Here is a 19,382-nt window from a genome sequence, read left to right as displayed (position 1 = left end):
TATGAAGACTGTCCTCCTCCTTGTCGGAAAGACACAGAATAAGATTTTCAGGTCGGGAATCGACGATTATGTAAGCCGTATCGGACATTATATGCCGTTCAACGTAACGACTATCCCGGAACTGAAGAATACAAAAAGTCTTTCAGAAGATCAGCAGAGGCAGAAGGAGGGTGAACTGATTCTGCAAGAGATACAGACCTCTGATACTGTTGTGCTGCTGGACGAACGTGGCAAAGAATTCCGTTCCGTAGAATTTGCAGAATGGCTGCGACGGAAACAGAATACATCCCGCCGGCTTTTGTTCCTCATTGGCGGACCGTATGGATTCTCACCAGATGTTTATGCACGTGCCAACGACTCCGTCTCATTATCCCGCATGACGTTTTCCCACCAGATGGTGCGTCTCATCTTTGCCGAACAGCTTTACCGTGCCTGCACGATCATTAAAGGAGAACCCTATCACCATGAGTGAGAAGTCGGCTGATCCGGTGCAGATTCCCTCATCAGCCGTCAGGTACATGGTCTTCCGACATGGCTTACCTGTCTGGCTTCCCCTTTGGGAAATTAAAAAAGGAGGTAACCGGAAACATTAAAACAGCATGAGTGTAGACTTCAAGTATGATTAAAACAAGAGACTGTCAACAGCAATTAGAATAAGTTTTCAAACTCGTCAACCAAATTCTAAAGTAAGATGAAAAACAGTCGGGCAGAAGCATTAAGCTACAATTAAAAGCAGTCAATTCAGACCATTAAACTACGGATGCTGATATTCCCAACAGTTTGGGAACAATATTCCCGGTGTTTGGGAACATGATTCCCAAGTGTTTGGGAATATGATTCCCGGCCGTTGGGAATATGGCCTGCTTTAGCGGGTGAAATTCCAAAGTGCAGCATTGAATGACACCGTTTTGTTGCTCATTTGGGCTGACGATATTCATCTTCTGCCTTAACCTGAACTTCCCTGTGCGGCTTAAGGTAACAAAAAAGGCCGTCGTCTCCCATGCGGAGGACAACGGCCTGATATGGTCAAAGAAAATTAAATCTTACTTTTCGATTGCTGCTACACCCGGGAGCACCTTGCCCTCGATGGCCTCGAGCATGGCACCGCCACCGGTAGAAACATAAGAAACCTTGTCTGCAAGACCGAACTTGTTGACAGCTGCAACGGAATCACCGCCGCCGACGAGCGAGTAGGCACCGTTTTCCTGAGTTGCCTGGGCAACAGCCTTGGCGATCTCACCGGTACCCTTGGCAAAGTTCTCCAGCTCGAAGACTCCTACCGGACCGTTCCAGAGAATGGTCTTGGAGTTGAGGATGATCTTCTTCCAAGCCTTGATGCTTTCCTCGGAAGCATCCATGCCTTCCCATTCGTCAGGAATCTGGTTGATTGGGAAAGTCTTGCGCTCTGTGTCGTTGGAGAATTCTTTCCCGCAGACGGTAGCAACAGAGAGAGAGAGGTTTACCCCCTTCTCCTTGGCAGCAGCCATGACGTTCAATGCTTCCGGCATCAGGTCGTCTTCATGGAGTGACTTTCCGATCTTTCCACCCTGTGCCTTGATGAATGTGTATCCCATACCGCCGCCGATGATGAGGTTGTCAACCTTGTCGAGGAGGTTCTTGATTACGCCGAGCTTGGAACTTACCTTTGAACCGCCGATAATGGCTGTGAACGGATGCTGTGCGTTCTTCAGCACATTGTTGATGGCTGTCACCTCTTTCTCCATGAGGAATCCCAGCATCTTGTGGTCTGCATCGAAGTAGTCGGCAATGACAGCTGTTGAAGCATGCTTGCGGTGGGCCGTACCGAAAGCATCGTTTACATATACGTCGGCATAGGAGGCGAGCTTCTTGGCAAAGTCTTTCTGGCGGTTCTTCATCTCCGCCTTGGCAGCATCGTATTCTGGCGTGCCTTTTTCAACACCGACCGGCTTGCCTTCCTCTTCTGGATAGTAGCGGAGATTCTCGAGCAGAAGTGCCTCTCCGCCCTTCAATGCTGCGGCCTCTGCATCGGCGTTGCCTGCGTCCTTGGCGAACTTGACCTCAACGCCGAGAGCATTGCTTACGTTCTTGACAATCTGGCTCAATGAGAGTTCCGGCTTTACCTTGCCTTTCGGCTTGCCCATGTGACTCATCATGATGAGCGCACCGCCGTCTGCCAGCACCTTCTTCAGTGTAGGCAGCGCACCACGGATACGTGTTTCGTCGGTTACATGGCCATTCTCATCCAAAGGCACATTGAAGTCTACGCGGACGATAGCCTTGTGTCCGGCGAAGTTGAAATCGTTAATTTTCATTTGTTTGTTTATTATTTGTAACGTAATTGTTTTCTTACCGCAAAAATACTACTTTTTGACGGATTGGGGAAATCAATTCCCATCTTTTTTGTGTAACAGGCCATTAATTTTCTGCTGGCCGGCTGCAGAGGAAGAGGCCGGCATCCGTGATGCAGCTTTCAACCGGTTGCTTTTCCCATTAAGCAGCTGTTCAAGATTCAATGCAAAGGGTCTTCTTTTCTCAAATCAGGTGGCCGTATTCCTGTATCCGGGCCTGCGTTTTGTATCTTCTGTATTCAGTGTTCTGCGTGGGAAAGAAAAGAAAAACTGCAAATAATTTGGTGTTACCGGAAAAACTCATTACCTTTGCACTCGCTTTTAATAAAAGCACAGGGAGATCCGCTAGCTCAGCTGGTAGAGCACAACACTTTTAATGTTGGGGTCATGGGTTCGAGCCCCATGCGGATCACTTCCTAAGAGACAGGGGAGCAACTGTAAAGGTTGTTCCCCTTTTCGTTTATGGGGGTGTCTTCATCATGGGTCCAGATGACTGGACTTACGGAAAACGAAAGAAGGTATGCCTTGCGGCATACCTTCTTCTGTGTTCTTAGTCATTCTATTATTTCGAGCCTCTTGTCGGATTCGAACCAACGACCCCGAGATTACAAATCACGTGCTCTGGCCAACTGAGCTAAAGAGGCAGGTGGGCAAGCAATTCCTATCGCACCGCTACAACCTTCTGCCCTTGCTACGTTCCCGTCCTGGGGGATTCAAAGGGAGCTGGTCGTAGGAGACTTGCCCATATTCTGTGCTCTAAAAGTAAAGCGGTTGCAAAGATACTGATTTAATTCAGAATGGCAAAGAGGAAGAGGGACTTTTTCCGTTTTTAACAAAAAAATATAATTTTGATATTACACTACATTATTTATAATAATTAATCCGTACATTTGCATTATGGTTTACGAAGATTTCAAACAGCTGACGGCTTACAGCCGTTATGACGGTTTCTACCTTGCCATCGTGTGGTCGGCGAGTTTCGCCTGCCTGCTGGGTACGGCTTTCCTGCCTGTGCTGGCACAGTTCAGTCTGCTGCTGACGCTCTCTACACCCTTTTTCGTGGCTTACCGTCTGAGGGTATTCCGAGAGGAGGGGCGCAGAGGTGTCATTTCTTTTCGGCGCAGTCTGCTTTATTGTCTGCGTGTTTTTTTCAATGCGGCACTCATTTTCAGCCTTCTGCAGTGGCTTTATATGTATTTTATTGACAACGGCAGACTGCTCATGATGGTTTCCGGCCTTTATTCAAGCAGTGAGGGCAAGAGCACGCTTGCTGCCGTCGGGATTCCTTACAATGAGTTCATGGCGGCTTTGCCGGAAGCTTTCCAGCCGTATTCCTTGGCTTCCAGCAGCTTCGTTTCTGCCATCATGCTGGGTGGTGTCTGCTCGCTTTTTATTGCGGCTGTCATGTCGAAACAGGTTAAAAGTCGGGATTTATGACAATGAATGAAGGATACAGGTCCTTAAGATTTCATCTTCATATTGTCCCATGATTCCAATCCAAATTATGCTTTGCCGATAACTTCAACCTCAATTAAATCATCACTTGTCATTCAAAACTTCTAATTCGAAATATGGATATATCAGTTGTCATCCCTCTCTTCAATGAGGAAGAAAGTCTACCGGAATTACATGCATGGATTCAACGTGTGATGAACACCAACGGCTTCACGTATGAAATCATCTTCATCAACGATGGTTCTACCGACAGCAGCTGGAATGTCATTGAAGAACTTCAGCGCAAGGATGCTTCACACGTCCATGCCATCAAGTTCCGTCGCAACTATGGAAAGAGCCCTGCCCTCTACTGTGGCTTCAAGGCTGCACAGGGCGATGTCGTCATCACAATGGATGCCGACCTTCAGGATTCTCCCGATGAGATTCCCGAGCTGTACCGAATGATCACGGAAGATAAGTACGATCTCGTCAGCGGCTATAAGCAGAAACGTTACGACCCCCTGTCGAAGACGATTCCCACAAAGCTGTTCAATGCTACGGCACGCAGGATCAGCGGTGTGCATAACCTGCATGACTTCAACTGCGGACTGAAGGCGTACCGCCGCGATGTGGTGAAGAACATTGAGGTCTATGGTGAGATGCACCGTTACATTCCTTATCTTGCCAAGGAGGCTGGCTTTGCGCATATCGGCGAAAAGGTGGTTCACCATCAGGCACGCAAGTACGGGAAGTCGAAGTTTGGCATAAACCGTTTCTTCAACGGGTATCTTGACCTGTTGACGCTCTGGTTTCTTACGAATTTCGGCAAGAAGCCCATGCACGTCTTCGGTCTGATGGGGTCGTTCATGTTCTTCATAGGCTTTATCGCCTTTGTCTGGTTGATTGTAGAGAAGTGTGTGATGCTTGTCAACGGTGTCTATGGTGACCTGCTTTCCGACCATGCTTCTTTCTTCATAGCCCTTGTCGCAATGGTATTGGGAACACAGCTTTTCCTTGCAGGTTTCGTCGGCGACCTTATCAGTCGCAGCAATCCACACAGGAATGATTATCAGATAGAAAAAGAAATATAGGAGACAACTATAAAAACGGAAACGGTCGGGGCGGCCGGTTGCACAGAGGAGGCAGGTGTTTCCTGCCGGTTGAAGAGACAATTGGAAGATGAATAACAGTAATATCAGACAAATGACAAAACAGATCGGGCTTTTTCTGCTCTTTTTGGGTGGGTTAGGAGGATTGAACTCCTGTACCGAAATAGACTGTCCTGTTACAAATGGTGTGTTGGCAAACTATGTTGTCCAGGGCGATACACTGCGCGATACGCTTACAGTTTCGGCAATTCGTGAGAACAAGACCGACACGGTGCTGCTGAACCGGCTGGTCAAGACGACGAAGTTCAGCCTGCCGATGAGCTACAGTGGCGACAGCGACCGGCTGCGCTTTGTTTTTACAAGCAAGGACGGCCTGACGACTGTCGATACCGTGACGGTCGGAAAAACGAATGTGAGCCATTTCGAGAGCGTCGACTGTTCGCCCGTTTTCTTCCATACACTCACTTCCGTTGCAGCTACGGGAACACGTATCAGCCGGATAGAAATCAATAACCCAAACGTTGACTATGATGGAACGAAAGAGAACATCCTTATCCGCTTTACTGCTCATTAGCATACTGTTCCTTCTGGCTTCTGGTACAGCCGACGCACAACGCAGGGCATCAGCTGTGAAGGAGAAGGAAGACTCCACAGCTTTCTTCCGTGGTATCGCAGTAGGGGTCGATGCCATTGGCCCCGCCATGCGTTCGCTTGCTTCTTACGGACAGTACGAAGCCTTGCTGCGCTTGAATATCAAGGACAGATACTATCCCGTCGTCGAGGCCGGCGTAGGGAAGGCTGACAAGAGCGATGAAACGACTGGTACGGAATTCAAGACAAGTGCGCCTTTTGCACGTGTGGGTTGCGACTTCAATATGCTCAAGAACAAGCATGACGATTACCGATTTCTCGTCGGTGGACGGTTAGGGTATACATCTTTCAAATATGATGTCCACAGTCCGGGTATAGCCGACCCTATCTGGAGAACACAGGCTGCTTATGGTGCCGTCGGCAACAAGGGAAGCCAGTTCTGGGCAGAAGTTGTCGGAGGGGTGGATGCCAGAATATGGGGAATGATACGTATGGGGTGGACGGTACGCTACAAGTTACGGCTGGCTCATAAGGCTGACGGCATCGGAGAACCCTGGTACGTCCCCGGCTATGGGCGGGGAGGTTCGTCACGGCTCGGTGCCACTTTCAACATCCTTCTTGAACTATAAAGGAAAGTGGGATTATCCGCAATCCGATACATTGTACCTGTCTGTATGCTGGTTGACGGCATTTTCAAAGCGTATCGGTACCATCTGTTTTCTGCTGTAGTCTTTCGTTTTTACGCAAATCAATAACACAAATGAACAAGAAAAAACTGTATTGGCAAGTCCCGTTCCTGCTTGTGCTGCTTATCGGTTCGATTGCCATTGTCCGTTGTCAGCATGCAATGCCTTACCAACATAATACCGGCTTTGTTTTTGGAACGGTCTACCACATCACTTACCAGAGCAATGAAGACCTGCAGCCGCAGATTGACGCCGAGCTGAAAAAGGTCAACGAGACTTTTTCGACCTTTGATGCCGGCTCAATGATTTCTCAGATAAACCGGAACAAACCGGTAAAGGTAAACAGTATGTTCGACGAAGTGTTCACTTTGGCAGAGGAAGTGTCCAAAGATACAGATGGAGCCTTCGACATTACCGTCGCACCGATGGTCAATATGTGGGGCTTCGGTTTCAAGACAGGACAGCATCCGTCCAAGGAGAAGATTGACAGTCTGCGCCGGATCGTCGGATATAAAAAGGTGGAACTTGTCGGCAATTCGATACGAAAGCAGGACCGCCGCACGATGTTAGACTGTTCCGCCATCGCCAAGGGGTATGGTTCGGATGTTGTGGCACGGCTTCTTCGCCGCAATGGCATTGAGAATTTTATGGTGGAGATAGGCGGCGAGATTGTCACAAAGGGAAACAGCGAACAGCGTTTGCCTTGGAAAATCGGTGTTACAAAGCCGACGGATGACAGTCTGAATACGAATCAGGAACTTGAAACCGTCTTGAATGTCACTGATAAGGCGATGGCGACAAGTGGAAATTACCGGAACTTCTATTACAAGGGCGGAAAAAAATATGCCCACACCATTGATCCTAAAACAGGCTATCCCGTACAGCATTCCCTGCTGTCGGCCACAGTGCTGGCAAAGAACTGCGCTACGGCAGATGCCTATGCCACTTCATTCATGGTGATGGGTATTGAGAAAGCACGCAGACTCCTTGCACGTCATCCCGAATTAATGGCCTATTTCATTTATTTGGATGCAAGAGGAAAACTGAGGGTTTGGTACAGTCCTTCTATGAAAGGGAAAGTAGTGGAGTAGGGGATAGGCATTGAAATGCAGATGCTGTTTTGGACAGACAATCCATCCGGCTCGTCAGTCTTCACCCTTAAGCTCCATGTGCTGCCTGTCAATAAATTATAATCAACAGACGAATGCTGCAACTCTATAACAAGCTCCTTGAATTACCTCTTTTCATCGGAATCAGTACAGATGAACATTCTGATATAGTAGAACATACGAAGTTCGGCTTTCATAAGCTGACAGCAGGCAGACCACTTGTCAGGAAAGATGAAAAATGTATACAGCTTTTTTTCCTTATGAGTGGGATTCTTCGTGTCATCAGCTACGCCGACAGCCACCGGTACTGTATAGAAGAGGAGATGAAGTCGCCATCGGTGATTCAGCCGGAACTTCTGTTCGGACTTATGCAACATTACACCAAGGACTTCATTGCACAGACCGATTGCAGTCTGCTCTCCCTGGACAAGCAGGAAGTATTGCGCCTCCTCGACAACCATCTCATTTTCCGTCTGAATTTTCTCAACAGTATATCGATGCTGGCACAGCGAATGGGACGTATTCCATGGCGGCGGCAGTCGGACGGTATCCGGCAGCAGTTTGTAGACTTTCTCCGCCTCCGCTGTCTTACACAAGCCGGACCCAAAGTGGTGAAGATAAGGATGGAGGATCTTGCCCACGAACTGCACCAGAGCCGGCTTAATATTTCCCGTATGCTTAACGGGATGCAGCACGAAGGTCTACTGTCCATGAGCAGGGGAGTCCTTACTATTCCGCAACTGGAAGCACTGCGTGATTAAGTTTTCTGTTGTCTTCATTGTATGGCAGGAGGTATTGATTCTAATGATTGGTGTCCGATAAAACTTCAAAGAAGTCCATCTTGCCCTTGTCTCTCTTCCTTTTCTTCTTCTGCAGAATCAGTTTGAATGCAGTATAGTTCCATGCCTTCCAGCCAGATGGCATCGTATCAACCCCGTTAAGTAGGGTTCTGTATGGATCTCCATCCCGGCTTTTTCCAGTACTATGTCTCCCTTTGTAAAGGAAATAAGTCCTTGTTCATGAAAACGTGTTGACGCCCGTCACATACCGTGTTGTCGGTGAGTCACATACCGTGTCGTCGTTAAACACCGGTCGTGTCTACGGCCCGAACCTTGTAATAATGTTGACGGCCCGGAATTCCATGTGTGTGTCAAGGGACGGAATCTGGAGGTGCCGGGAACAGGTTCGCAGACATCGCGGACGGAGCCGCCGGCCGTCAGGAAGTCCTGGATGTCAACGCAGGCCTGATGCTGTCAGTCCGCGGCTATCCGTTGTCGCCGCCGTGTCCCGTTCTGGGATTATGGGCACAGGCCGGAATGATCTGCGGGGATTCCAGCCCGATAGACGTGCGGGGAGCCGCTGCGGACCGCCCGTCCGTCCTCCCGTACACGGTTTTCAGGTAATGGGACTTATGATAAATAGATTTGCTGTCCTATAGAATATACGTATTGGCAGCCTGAAGTATGATGTTATTAAAGTTGACAGAAAGGGTCATATCAATGCTTAACACGGAATCTGACATAGCTCTCTTTCTTATCTGACCGTTAAAAAAAAGAACCATATCAATACTCAACACGGAGTCCTGATATGGTTCTTTATTTACTGATATGGTTCTTTATTATTGGTATGCTTACAGCGCACTCTTTTCATTCATGAATTTATATTAATACACTTTTGATGTATCTTCCCATTTGTCTTTCGACCATCTTAGAAGCGATAGCCCAATGTGAGGAGCAACTGACTTTTGTTGTTCTTAACATCAGTGCTTGTTGCAACGTTAGACTCCTTTACAGTTGTAGCACCAGAAGGTATAGAAACATCTCTAATATTAGAGAATGGAGCAAAAGAACCATTCTGTGTGCTATACTGATAAGCTAAATCAATATTGAACTTCTTAATCTGATAACCAACACCTAATGTGAGACGGTTGATTGCTCCCCAGTTTGTGTAGTCTGTTGTTGAAGAATATAATGTACCTAAAGAAGCAAGACCGGGATCTTTCTGCGCATCACTTACATATTTTGGACTTACATAGTTGTAACCTATACGTAAAGCAACATTACTTACTGGCTTGTACTCAATACCTAACTTCAAAGTACTAACACCTTTCAGAACTTCCTTCGTGTGAGCATTCATAATCCTATCAGGACTTGATGACTCGTAGTACTGACCATCGTAATAATCATAGTATCCACCATCATTGACTCTACTATTAATATTACTATAATTCTCATACTCGTATGTTGCACCCAAAGCAAGGTAGTTGCCAACGGTGTGACCAAGAGAGAAACCAAACTTCCAAGGTGTCCACATCTTGAAATCGTATGAATTGCTACTGTAAGATTTCTTATTTGTTGTACCCTGAGCGTAAACAAGATCTGATGCATTTGATGTTGTTAAGTCATACCATGTTGGAGACTTCACGTATGCACCAATTCTAAATGGAGACTCCGCTACTGGACGAACAATTACACCAGCAGTGATATCAAAACCTGAACCCGTTACCTTTCTCTCGTCACGAACAACAACTCCACCATTATTGAAATTCTCACGATACTCACTATATCCCTTATAATTAACATCCTTCATACCGAATGTCAAACCGAGATAAACCCTGTCATTGAGGTTTCCACTCACAGCAAAGTCGTAGTTACCAATATAGCCAGTATGCGCACGGTCTAAAGTATAACCAGTAGCTTTCTCATAGTTATAAAGTCCATTACTACCAGGAATCAATGAATTCCAATAAAGGTAATCAATCTGGCTCCAAGTGTATGCTCTCTTTGAAGTTGGAGTTGAATTTACATAGCCAATATTTTCACCATCCTTATTCTTAACAAAGAAACCACCCTCGCTCTGATTACCAAGTGCACCCTTAATATATGACTGCTTATTCTGTGAACTTCCATTCAAAGAGCCTGCAGCATTAAGGATATAATCAAAGTTCTTGCTCTTATGATAGTTGAAACCAAAGTTAAGAAAAGACTTCTGACCAGTACGAGTAGTATAGACACCACCAATCTGATCGAAGCTCAGATTAGTCTTCTTACCATTAGAGAACTCCTTACCATCTGATTGCATAAGAAGACCAGCACTGAGACTAACATTGCTGTGACGGAACAAACCGATACCAGCTGGGTTAGAACCGATAGTAGAAATATCAGCACCCAAGGCTTCCATGGCTCCACCCATACCAACGTAGCGTGCAGTACCATTCAAGTCCTCTCCTGCTAACTTAGCATTCTCGTATGTCTCCTGTGCATTTGCAGACAAAGCAGCAAACAACGAAACAGCAAAGAAAATATATTTACTTTTCATTTCTGATATTCTCTATTAATTAAACATTCATTATCCTAAATACTATCTATGACTACCGAAGGCACTGCGTGAGCCACCAGAGCTGCTGCCTCCACCGCCAGAATATGAGCCACCGAAGCTACCACCACCTCTTGCACCACCAAATGAGCTTGGTGAAGGCTGTGAGAATGTAGAGCGCTCTGGCTGAGAATAAGAGCGTGTCTGATTCTCAAAACCATTCTGACGTGCGCCAGCGAAGCGGTCATAGTAACTTCTCATATCGTTACTCTGAGATGCATTGTTACCATACTGGTTCACATTGCCACGACGACTTGAGAAAGAAGATCGTCCGTTGTCATAGGAACCACTTCTTGCTTGAGAGCCAAAGTCTCTTGGAGAGTTACCCCAGTGATTAGCTGTACCCGTATGACCATTATAAGCATAGTAGCCACCTCTTCTATAACCATAGTAAGGATAGCCACCATAATAGCCATAATATCTGCTCCATGGGTTGTACCAACCATAGTCAGCATAACCATAATAATATGGATAACCGCCGTAGTAGCCATAATATGGATAACCACCATAATAGCTATAGTAAGGATAGCCACCATAATAACCATAAGACCATGGATCATCCCACCTGTCATACCAACCACCATAATAAGGTGAACGCCATCCCCATCCTACATAGAACGAAGAGCGACCAGCAAACCATGGGTCATAATAGCCACCCCAGAAGCCATCGAAGCGACTCATTCTTCTGCTATAAGCAAAGTCATCGTTATCACTTTCGTACTTACGAGTGAAACCTCCATAGATAGTATCTAACACTACAGAGTCGCCATGCAACGTAGAGATACGAGACATAAAGATATCGTTTCCAAGAGAATCAACTCCTATTTTCTTATAATTATACTTGCCACGACGATTGTATTCGTCATTAGACTTACCGATACCGCTATAATAGACAGGGCGTTCTTCCTCCATTTTATGCTGTTGATAAGCAGATTGTTCTGCTTTTGACGGGGTAAAATAAAGGTCATCCTGTGCCATTGACAGCAGCGGCATAGTACCAAGTAAAACCGAAAGTAATACTGTTCTTTTCATATACCCTTTGTTGTTAAGTTCATAATCCGTTTCAATCACTGTCTTCACCAGAATGTATGTCTACATTTCTGATAATGCAAAAATAAGACAACTTTCATTGCAAATATACGGAATTTCCCTAATCCGTGATAGGTTTTTCCCTATTTTTTATACTTTTGCAGTAGAAATTTAACACCAAGATGAAATATATACAAGTAAAGTTCACGGCTGCACCTGATTCACAGGATGTAAGGGACATAATTGCGGCTCTTGCCGGTGAAGTTGGTTTTGAATCTTTCTCGGACGAACCGGATGGACTTGTCGGCTATTGTCAGGAAGACCTTTTCGATGCTGATGCACTCGGATACACCATGAAAAGCCTTCCCATGCCAGGCGTGAAGGTGTCGTTCACGGCGAGCAAGGTTGAGGACAGAAACTGGAATGAAGAATGGGAGAAAGGAGGCTTCGATCCGATCATCATAGACAGCCGATGTGCCATTGTCTGCAAGAACATGGAAGAAACAGGTTCTTTCCCTGATGCAATGGATGCCATTCCGATGAAAATTGTCATTGATGCGCAGCAGGCTTTCGGTACCGGGACACATGAAACGACCCAGATGATTGTTTCCTTGTTGCTGGATCAGGAGCTGAAAGGAAAGAGGACACTCGACTGCGGCTGCGGTACGGGTATTCTGAGCATCGTGGCTGCCAGGTGCGGTGCAAGAGAGGCTGTCTGCTATGACATTGATGAGTGGAGTGTACGCAATGCCCGCCATAATGCGGAACTGAACGGTGTGGAGATTGATGTGCTTGAGGGTGACAAGAGCGTATTGTCCCATGTGAACGGAGTCTTTGATGTAATCATGGCGAACATCAACCGGAACATCATCCTTGATGATTTAGAGGCTTTTGCCGGTGTCAGCACGGCGGATTCAAAGATGATTCTAAGCGGATTCTACGAGCAGGATGCAGCTCCTATTCTCCAGAAGGCAGCGGAGCTGGGTCTGAAAGAGAGTCTACGTCTGTTGAATCATGGCTGGTGCTGCCTGCTTCTTGAACGGATTTAGCCTCTGGGATAAGCAGTTGCTGCAGGTCATAGAAACTGCCGTTGTAGATGTCCAGATCCACATACCCCGCAATTCCTGGCAGCTTCCCGGCATCGGTATGCTGCCAGAACTTCCATTTTCCTTTATACTCCATCTGGTCCACGTAGTAATGGGCAATCCAGTAAGGATAATCGTCAAAGCGCGAGTCTGACAGATAAAGGTCCTTGAACTTGTAGTAGGTATAGATGACGGGTTTGACGTGATACTTGTCTTCTACGATATGCAGCCACGTAAGGACATTCTGCTGAAACTCCTCCGTACTGATGTTCTTAGGCTTGTGCTCTACGTCAAGTACAGGCGGCAGGTCTCCCGGCTGCAGATGGACCATGGCGAGGAAGAAGTAGGCCTGCCGGCGTGCCGGCGAGTGGTTGCTCCAGAAATGATAGACGCCTCGTATAAAGCCAGATTCCTTGGCGTTATAGAAATTTTCCCTGAACTTCGCATCAAGATGACTGTCACCCTCTGTCGATTTTATGATGATGAAGCGGATGGGCGACCGTTCTATCATCGCATTCCTGAGTCTGTTCCAGTTGATTGTCCCCTGGTACCGGCTTACGTCGATGCCGTGGATGGCATATCCGGAAGGATAATCCGGATCTCCGTAAACAGCACGCCATCTGAAGCCGGTGGGTGCGACAAAAAAGAAATAAAAAAAGAAGCTATACAGTACAGCAAGACATATCATTCCAATCCATCTCATCCAGCCTGGAATGTTGTTCCAGGATTTTATGATTGAATGAAACATCTTAGAACCAGCCATTTACTTGCTGTTGTTAAATTAAATCTAAATTATTGTCTGACATCTGTGAAGATAGAGAGTCTCATGTTTTTTCATCATAGGAATAGATACCTGTTTCCCGATAACGATTCCTGGGTGTCCTGTTATCGCCGGTGGATGCTATAAACGCATCTGCGGATATAACCATGTACAACCTGAAACGCAACCATTCATTTACCAGCAGTGTAACCAAGCCCTACTTGCATTCCGACTAAGCCTTACTTGCACCTTAACTAAGCCTTACTTGCACCTTAACTAAGCCTTACTTGCATTGCAATTAAGCACCTTTTCGCATGGCTTTGTAACTGTCAAGGAATCAATGCGTTGACCGATGCGTTTCCGGCAGTATCAGCTATGGGGTTATAAGACAGCTTTAGAAGTGGCATCTGTTAAAACAAAAGAAGAAACGGAGGACGCGATCATCCCCCATCTCTTCCTGTGGTTTTACATTATCTGGCCTGCTCCAGTTCAAGTGTCTTGGTTGTCTGGTCGCATACGGAGGATGGCCCCCAGTACTGGATAGGACCCGGGTAAATGTAGCAGGTCTCCTTTGCCCACTTGTCACGCTGTGCGGCAAAAGCCTTGAACGGAGCACCGTCCAGTTCAACAAGCGCCTTGCGGATAACAGGCTTCATCTCGCCGTTACGTCTCTCCATGTTCATCATCATCGTGATAGGTACGCCTCCTGCTTTCCACTGGTCGGTGCCCGCCGTTGTGTTCTTGACGATTGCCATGTAGCCAGTCTTGCCGTTGGCAATCAGCTGGGCGGCTGATGAACCAAGAGCATAGCAGTAGTCTGCATCGAAGTTGGAAGGAGCTGCACAACGGCCTTCATAGCCGAAGAAATGGTGCTGGGCTGCAAACTTGCCCACGAACTTTCCCTCCTGCTTCCACTGGTCGAGCTTGGCAGCAACCATTTCCGAGATAAGCTTCTCTGTTTCGATGAGCGAAACCTGTACGTTTCCATGTGGGTCGCGGTCGAGAGAAAGCTGACGGGCAACTCCCTCTGGCAGCGTTTCGAAGGTAGACCGGTTTTCTGCTGACAGATGATCAAGGATATATCTACGCTGTGCGTCCTCGTCAAGATGCATGTAATCTGCCCCATGAGCAGCCAGCAGATCGTTCAGTTCCTGGATCAGTCGGCCGATGGCAGGGATGAACTCGATGAGACCTTCCGGAATCAGCACGACACCGAAGTTGTTGCCCTGCGCTGCACGATGAGCCACGACATCGGCAATATACTCGACGATATCGTTCAGAGTCTGGTCCTTGGCCTGAATCTCCTCTGAAATAAGGCAGATGTTCGGCTGCGTCTGCAATGCGCACTCAAGCGCGATGTGAGAGGCGGAACGCCCCATCAGCTTGACGAAATGCCAGTACTTGCGTGCAGAGTTGCAGTCGCGCTCTATGTTGCCGATCAGCTCGGAGTAAGTCTTGGTAGCCGTGTCAAAACCGAAGGATGTCTCGATCTGGTCGTTTTTCAGGTCGCCGTCGATGGTCTTCGGGCAGCCGATGACCTGTACGCCGTACTGCTTGGCAGCATAATACTCTGCCAATACGCAGGCGTTGGTGTTGGAGTCGTCACCGCCGATGATGACAACGGCTTTGATGTTCAGCTTGCGGATAATTTCAAGTCCTTTCTCGAACTGGTCTTTCTTTTCCAGCTTGGTTCTGCCGGAACCGATCATGTCAAAGCCGCCCGTATTGCGGTAAGACTGAAGGTAGTCTGCTGTGATTTCCACATAGTTGTGGTCAACAAGCCCGCCAGGTCCCATGAGGAAACCATAGAGACGGTTCTCCGGGTTCAGCTTTTTGATTTCGTCGAATAGGCCGGAGATGACATTGTGCCCGCCGGGAGCCTGCCCGCCGGAGAGGATGACGCCGACGTTCATCTTGGCATTGTTGGCCGACTCGGCCGGCTCAAACTCAACGAGAGGCATTCCGTAAGTGTTCGGGAATAACTTCTTGATGTCCTCCTGATTGTCGACGCTCTGTGTAGGAGCACCTTCTTTCACCTTTACTGCACCTTGAAGAGCCTTTGGCAACTTTGGCTGATAGCCTGATCTTTCCTTCTGCAATGCGCTAATTTCCATTTGTTTACCTTAAATGAGTTAAATATAATGATTATCTAATGTCTGTTCCTTTCTGCTAAAAATAATGTATGTGAGGGCAAATGGAGTCTGCTCCTGTTTTGCCGAGCGCAGCTTATTTTCTGCAAAAATAATGCAAGTGAGGGCAAATGGAGTCTGCTCCTGTTTTGCCGAGCGCAGCTTATTTTCTGCAAAATTACTTTTTTTATCCGATAATAGAAAGGAAAAGAAGCTAAATTAAAATTTTAACTCTATTTTTATATAAGAAAGTCTTTCCTTTCTGTTTTTTTATTTATCTTTGAACGATAAAAGTAAAATACAGCTATTTAGGATTAAAAATGAGCAACAAAAGAGATTTAAAGCGCACCATCAATTACATTTGTGGTGACCTGTTCACAGAGGGCGTTGCCGCCTCTCTCTATGGTGAAAATCACGATGCAGACAATACGGAGGCTATTCTCACATCCATTTTGGTCATGCACAACAACTACATCAGAAGAGTGTCTCATATAGAACCGGGCATGGCAGCCAAAGTCTATTTCAAAGACTTAAAGGATAAGTTCAATAAAGAAGTCAATGAGATTGTAGACCAAATCAATAACCTCGTATAAATGTTTCAGAGATTATCCAAGTGGCTTCTTTATGATGTCATGGGGTGGAAGAAGGACATCAGGTGCAAACTGCCCGACAAGGCTGTCATCTGCCTTGCACCCCATACGAGTAACTGGGATTTCCTGATAGGACAGCTGTATGCGAGGGCTGAAAGACAGCAGAGCAATTTCCTGATGAAGCGGGAATGGTTCTTCTGGCCGTTCGGCACGCTCTTCCGCAAGCTGGGAGGTATTCCCGTCTGGCGTGACAAGCACACGAGCATGACCGACAGATTAGCCGGCTATGCCGTACATGCAGACAGGTTCCAGCTCTGTATCACTCCCGAGGGTACCCGGAGTCTGAATCCGGACTGGAAGAAAGGATTCTATTACATCGCACTGAAGGCCCGGCTGCCCATCCATCTTTATGGCATTGACTATGAGAAGAAACTGATCCAGTGCTCGAAAGTAATCAGGCCGTCCGGTGATCTGGAACATGACATGAAGGAAATCAAACTTTATTTCAAGAACTTTAAAGGCAAACATCCAGAACTGTTTACGATAGGAGAATCAGAGGAAGAATGAAGATTAGACTGCTGTGTACGGCACTTGCCGCCATGTCATTCGTAAATACATACGCACAGGCTGGCAGGTCAACATGGGGAAAGACGAATTACAACGGTACACCATGGGTGGAGAATGTGTCTCGACCGAATGAAATTACAGAGGGATTGCAGAACAGGCATCTTTCCGTGTGGTCGTCGCATGGAAGATATTATGATGCCAGAAAGGGGGGATGGAAGTGGCAGCGTCCTATCCTGTTTGGTACGACAGAGGACCTCTACACACAGACGATAGTCCTCCCCTACCTTATTCCCATGCTTGAGCATGCGGGAGCCGTCGTCTTTACTCCGCGCGAAAGAGACTGGCAGAAGAACGAAGTGATAGTCGACAATGACGGTCGTAGCAGCAATTACAAGGAGGAAAGCCTGAAGAAGAAGTGGTCGGACACCTCCGTCCCGGGCTTTGCACAGCATTACGGCAGCTACAACGACGGCGAGAACCCTTTTACAGCCGGTACGGCCCGGCAGGTAAAAGCAAGAAAGCGTAACAGCAAAATCAGTTCTGTGATCTATCAGCCTACAATCCCCGAGAGTGGAAGATATGCAGTGTACGTAAGCTATCAGACGCAGAAGAAAAGCGTGGATGATGCGGAATACATTGTATTTCACAAAGGACAGGAGACACATTTCTGTGTGAACCAGCGTATGGGCGGAGGAACATGGGTTTATTTGGGAACGTTCGACTTTGACAAAGGAAACGGTATCAACAATTCCGTAGTACTCACAAACCACAGCTCACATAGAGGAATTGTCACCACTGACGCCGTCCGTTTTGGTGGTGGCATGGGAAACATTGTCCGTGGAGGAATGGTAAGCGGGCTGCCTCGTTTCCTTGAAGGGGCGAGATACGCTGCACAGTGGGCAGGTGCTCCATGGGGCATCGTCAGCAAGAGCAATGGTTCTAATGACTACAACGACGACATCAACTCCCGATCGCTGATGACAAACTGGCTGGCAGGAGGTTCCTGTTATCTTCCCGACAGAAAGGATGGGAAGAAAGTTCCTGTCGAGTTCTCGCTGGCAATTCACAGCGATGCCGGTGTAAAGGCTGACGGCAGCTATTTCGGGACGTTGGGAATCTGTACTACACAGCAGGGAAACAGCACTTTAGGTGATGGAATCTCACGAAAGACTTCAAGGTTGTTTGCAGAACAGTTAGTTTCCAATGCGAAGAAAGATATTGACAGGACGTTCCACGTCAACTGGGCAACCCGTTCCGTTTGGGACCGCAACTACAGCGAGACCAGGCTGCCGGAAGTCCCCTCTGCCATTCTTGAGACTCTCTCGCATCAGAATTTTCCAGACATCAGACTGGGACAGGATCCCAATTTCAAATTCACATTGGCTCGCTCTATCTATAAAACAATTCTGAAGTTCGAAGCAAGTATGCATGGCAGGCAATATACAGTCCAGCCGCTTGCCCCTGATATTTTCAAGATAGAATACATATCGCCTGGAAAAGTGCGACTGCAGTGGAAGGCTACAGGCGATGCTGGCGAACCGACCGCTGCACCGACATCTTACAATGTGTATATGGCCATCGGGGCAGGTGGATTCGACAATGGGGTGAATGTCCGCAATCCTTATTACGAACTGGAGCTGCAGCCCGGAAGGGTCTATAACTTCAAGGTGACTGCCTGCAACCGCGGTGGTGAGAGCTTCCCTACAGAAACACTTTCAGCCCTGTACAACGAAGGGGCAGACAGGACCATTCTCATCGTCAATGCCTTTCACCGTCTGACGTCTCCGGCAGTTGTCAACACCGGTACGGAACAGGGATTTGACCTTGAAGCTGACCCGGGACTGAGCTATGGTCCTGTCGCCGGATGGGCAGGAAGGCAGGCCAACTTCGACAAGTCCATGATGGGAAAGGAAGGACCTGACGCACTGGGGTACGGCGGAGAAGAGCTTGTCGGCAAGGTGATTGCCGGCAACGACTTCGATTATGTAAAGGAACACTCGGAAGCCTTGTGCCATGCCGGAAAATACAACATCGTCAGCTGTGACAGCAAGGCTGTGGAATACGGTGAGGTAGACCTGTCCAGGTATGCATTGGTCGACCTGCTCCTCGGCAATGAAAAGGACGACGGGCATAGCCTGTATTATTATAAGACCTTCAAGCCCGCTCTGCGGGAGCAGATAACAAAATACCTGAACGGCCATGGAAGGCTGCTGGTCAGTGGTTCTTATCTCGCTTCGGATATGCAGGGCAGTGACGAGCAGACCTGGCTGAGGGACAATCTCCGTATTTCGTATGATGGGGCCAATACAGACAATTATAATTCAACGGTCAGCGGAATGGGAATGTCGTTTGATGTCTACCGCACCATCAACGAACAGCATTACGGTGCTTACACACCCGACAATATCCTGCCGGCGGACGGTGCTTTCAGCGTGTTGAACTATGCTGACGGACATGGTGCAGCCGTAGCTTACAAAGGTGCAGACAACTGCGTATTCACCCTGTCGTTCCCCTTTGAATGTATCAAGGATGCTCCGACGCGCAGCCGGATGATGAAAGGAATTGTCAATTATATGATGAGCGAATGA

General features: G+C 47.4%; 16 protein-coding genes, 2 tRNA genes and 1 other RNA gene. 12 read left to right on the top strand and 7 right to left on the bottom strand.

Annotation, left to right across the window (positions count from 1 at the left end):
- Nucleotide 1 precedes the first annotated feature (1 nt).
- A complete protein-coding gene (gene rlmH / locus DYH27_RS11535; protein ID WP_025067576.1) occupies nt 2-472 on the top strand; it encodes a 23S rRNA (pseudouridine(1915)-N(3))-methyltransferase RlmH in 471 nt (156 codons plus the stop codon).
- Nucleotides 473-1,043: 571 nt separating this feature from the next.
- Here rlmH and DYH27_RS11525 read toward each other — a convergent pair.
- Nucleotides 1,044-2,294 (bottom strand): phosphoglycerate kinase, encoded by a 1,251-nt coding sequence (locus tag DYH27_RS11525; protein ID WP_029216530.1) that lies wholly within the window; start codon nt 2,292-2,294, stop codon nt 1,044-1,046.
- A 375-nt stretch (nt 2,295-2,669) separates the two neighbouring features.
- Here DYH27_RS11525 and DYH27_RS11515 point away from each other — a divergent pair.
- Nucleotides 2,670-2,742 (top strand) — tRNA-Lys (locus tag DYH27_RS11515).
- Between the two features lie 158 nt (nt 2,743-2,900).
- On the opposite strand, the gene DYH27_RS11510 is transcribed toward DYH27_RS11515, so the two are convergent.
- Together DYH27_RS11510 and ffs are read right to left on the bottom strand one after the other, a co-directional pair.
- Nucleotides 2,901-2,974, bottom strand: a tRNA-Thr gene (locus tag DYH27_RS11510).
- 7 nt (nt 2,975-2,981) lie between these two features.
- Nucleotides 2,982-3,074, bottom strand: an RNA gene (ffs, locus tag DYH27_RS11505) — signal recognition particle sRNA small type.
- A gap of 153 nt (nt 3,075-3,227) precedes the next feature.
- Here ffs and DYH27_RS11500 point away from each other — a divergent pair.
- From DYH27_RS11500 to DYH27_RS11475, 6 genes are all read left to right on the top strand, one after another.
- A complete protein-coding gene (locus tag DYH27_RS11500; RefSeq protein ID WP_025067573.1) occupies nt 3,228-3,767 on the top strand; it encodes a DUF4199 domain-containing protein in 540 nt (179 codons plus the stop codon).
- A 134-nt stretch (nt 3,768-3,901) separates the two neighbouring features.
- Nucleotides 3,902-4,855, top strand: coding sequence for a glycosyltransferase family 2 protein (locus DYH27_RS11495; RefSeq protein ID WP_004353437.1), 954 nt, complete (start codon nt 3,902-3,904; stop codon nt 4,853-4,855).
- A gap of 88 nt (nt 4,856-4,943) precedes the next feature.
- Nucleotides 4,944-5,447 (top strand): DUF6452 family protein, encoded by a 504-nt coding sequence (locus DYH27_RS11490; RefSeq protein ID WP_013672116.1) that lies wholly within the window; start codon nt 4,944-4,946, stop codon nt 5,445-5,447.
- On the top strand, nt 5,401-6,093 hold the full coding sequence (locus tag DYH27_RS11485; protein ID WP_025067571.1) for a DUF6048 family protein: 693 nt from the start codon (nt 5,401-5,403) through the stop codon (nt 6,091-6,093). Before DYH27_RS11490 ends, DYH27_RS11485 begins: the two co-directional genes overlap by 47 nt.
- A 131-nt stretch (nt 6,094-6,224) precedes the next feature.
- A complete protein-coding gene (locus DYH27_RS11480; RefSeq protein ID WP_025067570.1) occupies nt 6,225-7,241 on the top strand; it encodes an FAD:protein FMN transferase in 1,017 nt (338 codons plus the stop codon).
- Between the two features lie 113 nt (nt 7,242-7,354).
- Nucleotides 7,355-8,020: a Crp/Fnr family transcriptional regulator gene (locus DYH27_RS11475; protein WP_025067569.1), complete on the top strand. Its 666-nt coding sequence runs from the start codon at nt 7,355-7,357 to the stop codon at nt 8,018-8,020.
- Between the two features lie 946 nt (nt 8,021-8,966).
- On the opposite strand, the gene DYH27_RS11465 is transcribed toward DYH27_RS11475, so the two are convergent.
- The gene (locus DYH27_RS11465; protein ID WP_025067567.1) at nt 8,967-10,577 is read right to left on the bottom strand and encodes an OmpP1/FadL family transporter; all 1,611 of its coding nucleotides are present in this window, start codon (nt 10,575-10,577) and stop codon (nt 8,967-8,969) included.
- A 42-nt stretch (nt 10,578-10,619) separates the two neighbouring features.
- The gene (locus tag DYH27_RS11460; RefSeq protein ID WP_081640778.1) at nt 10,620-11,666 is read right to left on the bottom strand and encodes a hypothetical protein; all 1,047 of its coding nucleotides are present in this window, start codon (nt 11,664-11,666) and stop codon (nt 10,620-10,622) included.
- A gap of 179 nt (nt 11,667-11,845) precedes the next feature.
- On the opposite strand from DYH27_RS11460, the gene prmA reads away from it, so the two are divergent.
- Complete coding sequence (gene prmA, locus DYH27_RS11455; protein WP_025067565.1) at nt 11,846-12,712, top strand: 50S ribosomal protein L11 methyltransferase; 867 nt, start codon at nt 11,846-11,848, stop codon at nt 12,710-12,712.
- On the opposite strand, the gene DYH27_RS11450 is transcribed toward prmA, so the two are convergent.
- On the bottom strand, nt 12,621-13,511 hold the full coding sequence (locus DYH27_RS11450) for a glycoside hydrolase family 25 protein (RefSeq protein ID WP_025067564.1): 891 nt from the start codon (nt 13,509-13,511) through the stop codon (nt 12,621-12,623). The genes prmA and DYH27_RS11450 overlap by 92 nt on opposite strands.
- A 467-nt stretch (nt 13,512-13,978) precedes the next feature.
- Nucleotides 13,979-15,622: a diphosphate--fructose-6-phosphate 1-phosphotransferase gene (locus DYH27_RS11445; RefSeq protein WP_025067563.1), complete on the bottom strand. Its 1,644-nt coding sequence runs from the start codon at nt 15,620-15,622 to the stop codon at nt 13,979-13,981.
- Between the two features lie 335 nt (nt 15,623-15,957).
- Here DYH27_RS11445 and DYH27_RS11440 point away from each other — a divergent pair, with 335 nt between their 5' ends.
- From DYH27_RS11440 to DYH27_RS11430, 3 genes are read left to right on the top strand one after another with little or no spacing between them, the layout of a single operon-like run.
- On the top strand, nt 15,958-16,230 hold the full coding sequence (locus DYH27_RS11440; RefSeq protein ID WP_004353446.1) for a hypothetical protein: 273 nt from the start codon (nt 15,958-15,960) through the stop codon (nt 16,228-16,230).
- Nucleotides 16,231-16,794: a 1-acyl-sn-glycerol-3-phosphate acyltransferase gene (locus tag DYH27_RS11435; RefSeq protein WP_004353453.1), complete on the top strand. Its 564-nt coding sequence runs from the start codon at nt 16,231-16,233 to the stop codon at nt 16,792-16,794. It abuts the gene before it with no gap.
- Nucleotides 16,791-19,382, top strand: coding sequence for a golvesin C-terminal-like domain-containing protein (locus DYH27_RS11430; protein ID WP_025067562.1), 2,592 nt, complete (start codon nt 16,791-16,793; stop codon nt 19,380-19,382). Before DYH27_RS11435 ends, DYH27_RS11430 begins: the two co-directional genes overlap by 4 nt.

The organism is Prevotella denticola, assembly GCF_900454835.1.
In the GTDB taxonomy this organism is placed as follows: Bacteria; Bacteroidota; Bacteroidia; order Bacteroidales; family Bacteroidaceae; genus Prevotella; species Prevotella denticola.
This window is presented reverse-complemented; position numbering and strand designations above follow the sequence as displayed.

Coding starts and splice junctions, on each gene's coding strand:
- DYH27_RS11450 (WP_025067564.1), bottom strand. CDS start 13,511: ATGGCTGGTTCTAAGATGTTTCATTCAATCATAAAATCCTGGAACAAC.
- DYH27_RS11525 (WP_029216530.1), bottom strand. CDS start 2,294: ATGAAAATTAACGATTTCAACTTCGCCGGACACAAGGCTATCGTCCGC.
- DYH27_RS11435 (WP_004353453.1), top strand. CDS start 16,231: ATGTTTCAGAGATTATCCAAGTGGCTTCTTTATGATGTCATGGGGTGG.
- DYH27_RS11500 (WP_025067573.1), top strand. CDS start 3,228: ATGGTTTACGAAGATTTCAAACAGCTGACGGCTTACAGCCGTTATGAC.
- prmA (WP_025067565.1), top strand. CDS start 11,846: ATGAAATATATACAAGTAAAGTTCACGGCTGCACCTGATTCACAGGAT.
- DYH27_RS11495 (WP_004353437.1), top strand. CDS start 3,902: ATGGATATATCAGTTGTCATCCCTCTCTTCAATGAGGAAGAAAGTCTA.
- DYH27_RS11460 (WP_081640778.1), bottom strand. CDS start 11,666: ATGAAAAGAACAGTATTACTTTCGGTTTTACTTGGTACTATGCCGCTG.
- DYH27_RS11430 (WP_025067562.1), top strand. CDS start 16,791: ATGAAGATTAGACTGCTGTGTACGGCACTTGCCGCCATGTCATTCGTA.
- DYH27_RS11485 (WP_025067571.1), top strand. CDS start 5,401: ATGATGGAACGAAAGAGAACATCCTTATCCGCTTTACTGCTCATTAGC.
- DYH27_RS11465 (WP_025067567.1), bottom strand. CDS start 10,577: ATGAAAAGTAAATATATTTTCTTTGCTGTTTCGTTGTTTGCTGCTTTG.
- DYH27_RS11440 (WP_004353446.1), top strand. CDS start 15,958: ATGAGCAACAAAAGAGATTTAAAGCGCACCATCAATTACATTTGTGGT.
- DYH27_RS11475 (WP_025067569.1), top strand. CDS start 7,355: ATGCTGCAACTCTATAACAAGCTCCTTGAATTACCTCTTTTCATCGGA.
- DYH27_RS11480 (WP_025067570.1), top strand. CDS start 6,225: ATGAACAAGAAAAAACTGTATTGGCAAGTCCCGTTCCTGCTTGTGCTG.
- DYH27_RS11490 (WP_013672116.1), top strand. CDS start 4,944: ATGAATAACAGTAATATCAGACAAATGACAAAACAGATCGGGCTTTTT.
- rlmH (WP_025067576.1), top strand. CDS start 2: ATGAAGACTGTCCTCCTCCTTGTCGGAAAGACACAGAATAAGATTTTC.
- DYH27_RS11445 (WP_025067563.1), bottom strand. CDS start 15,622: ATGGAAATTAGCGCATTGCAGAAGGAAAGATCAGGCTATCAGCCAAAG.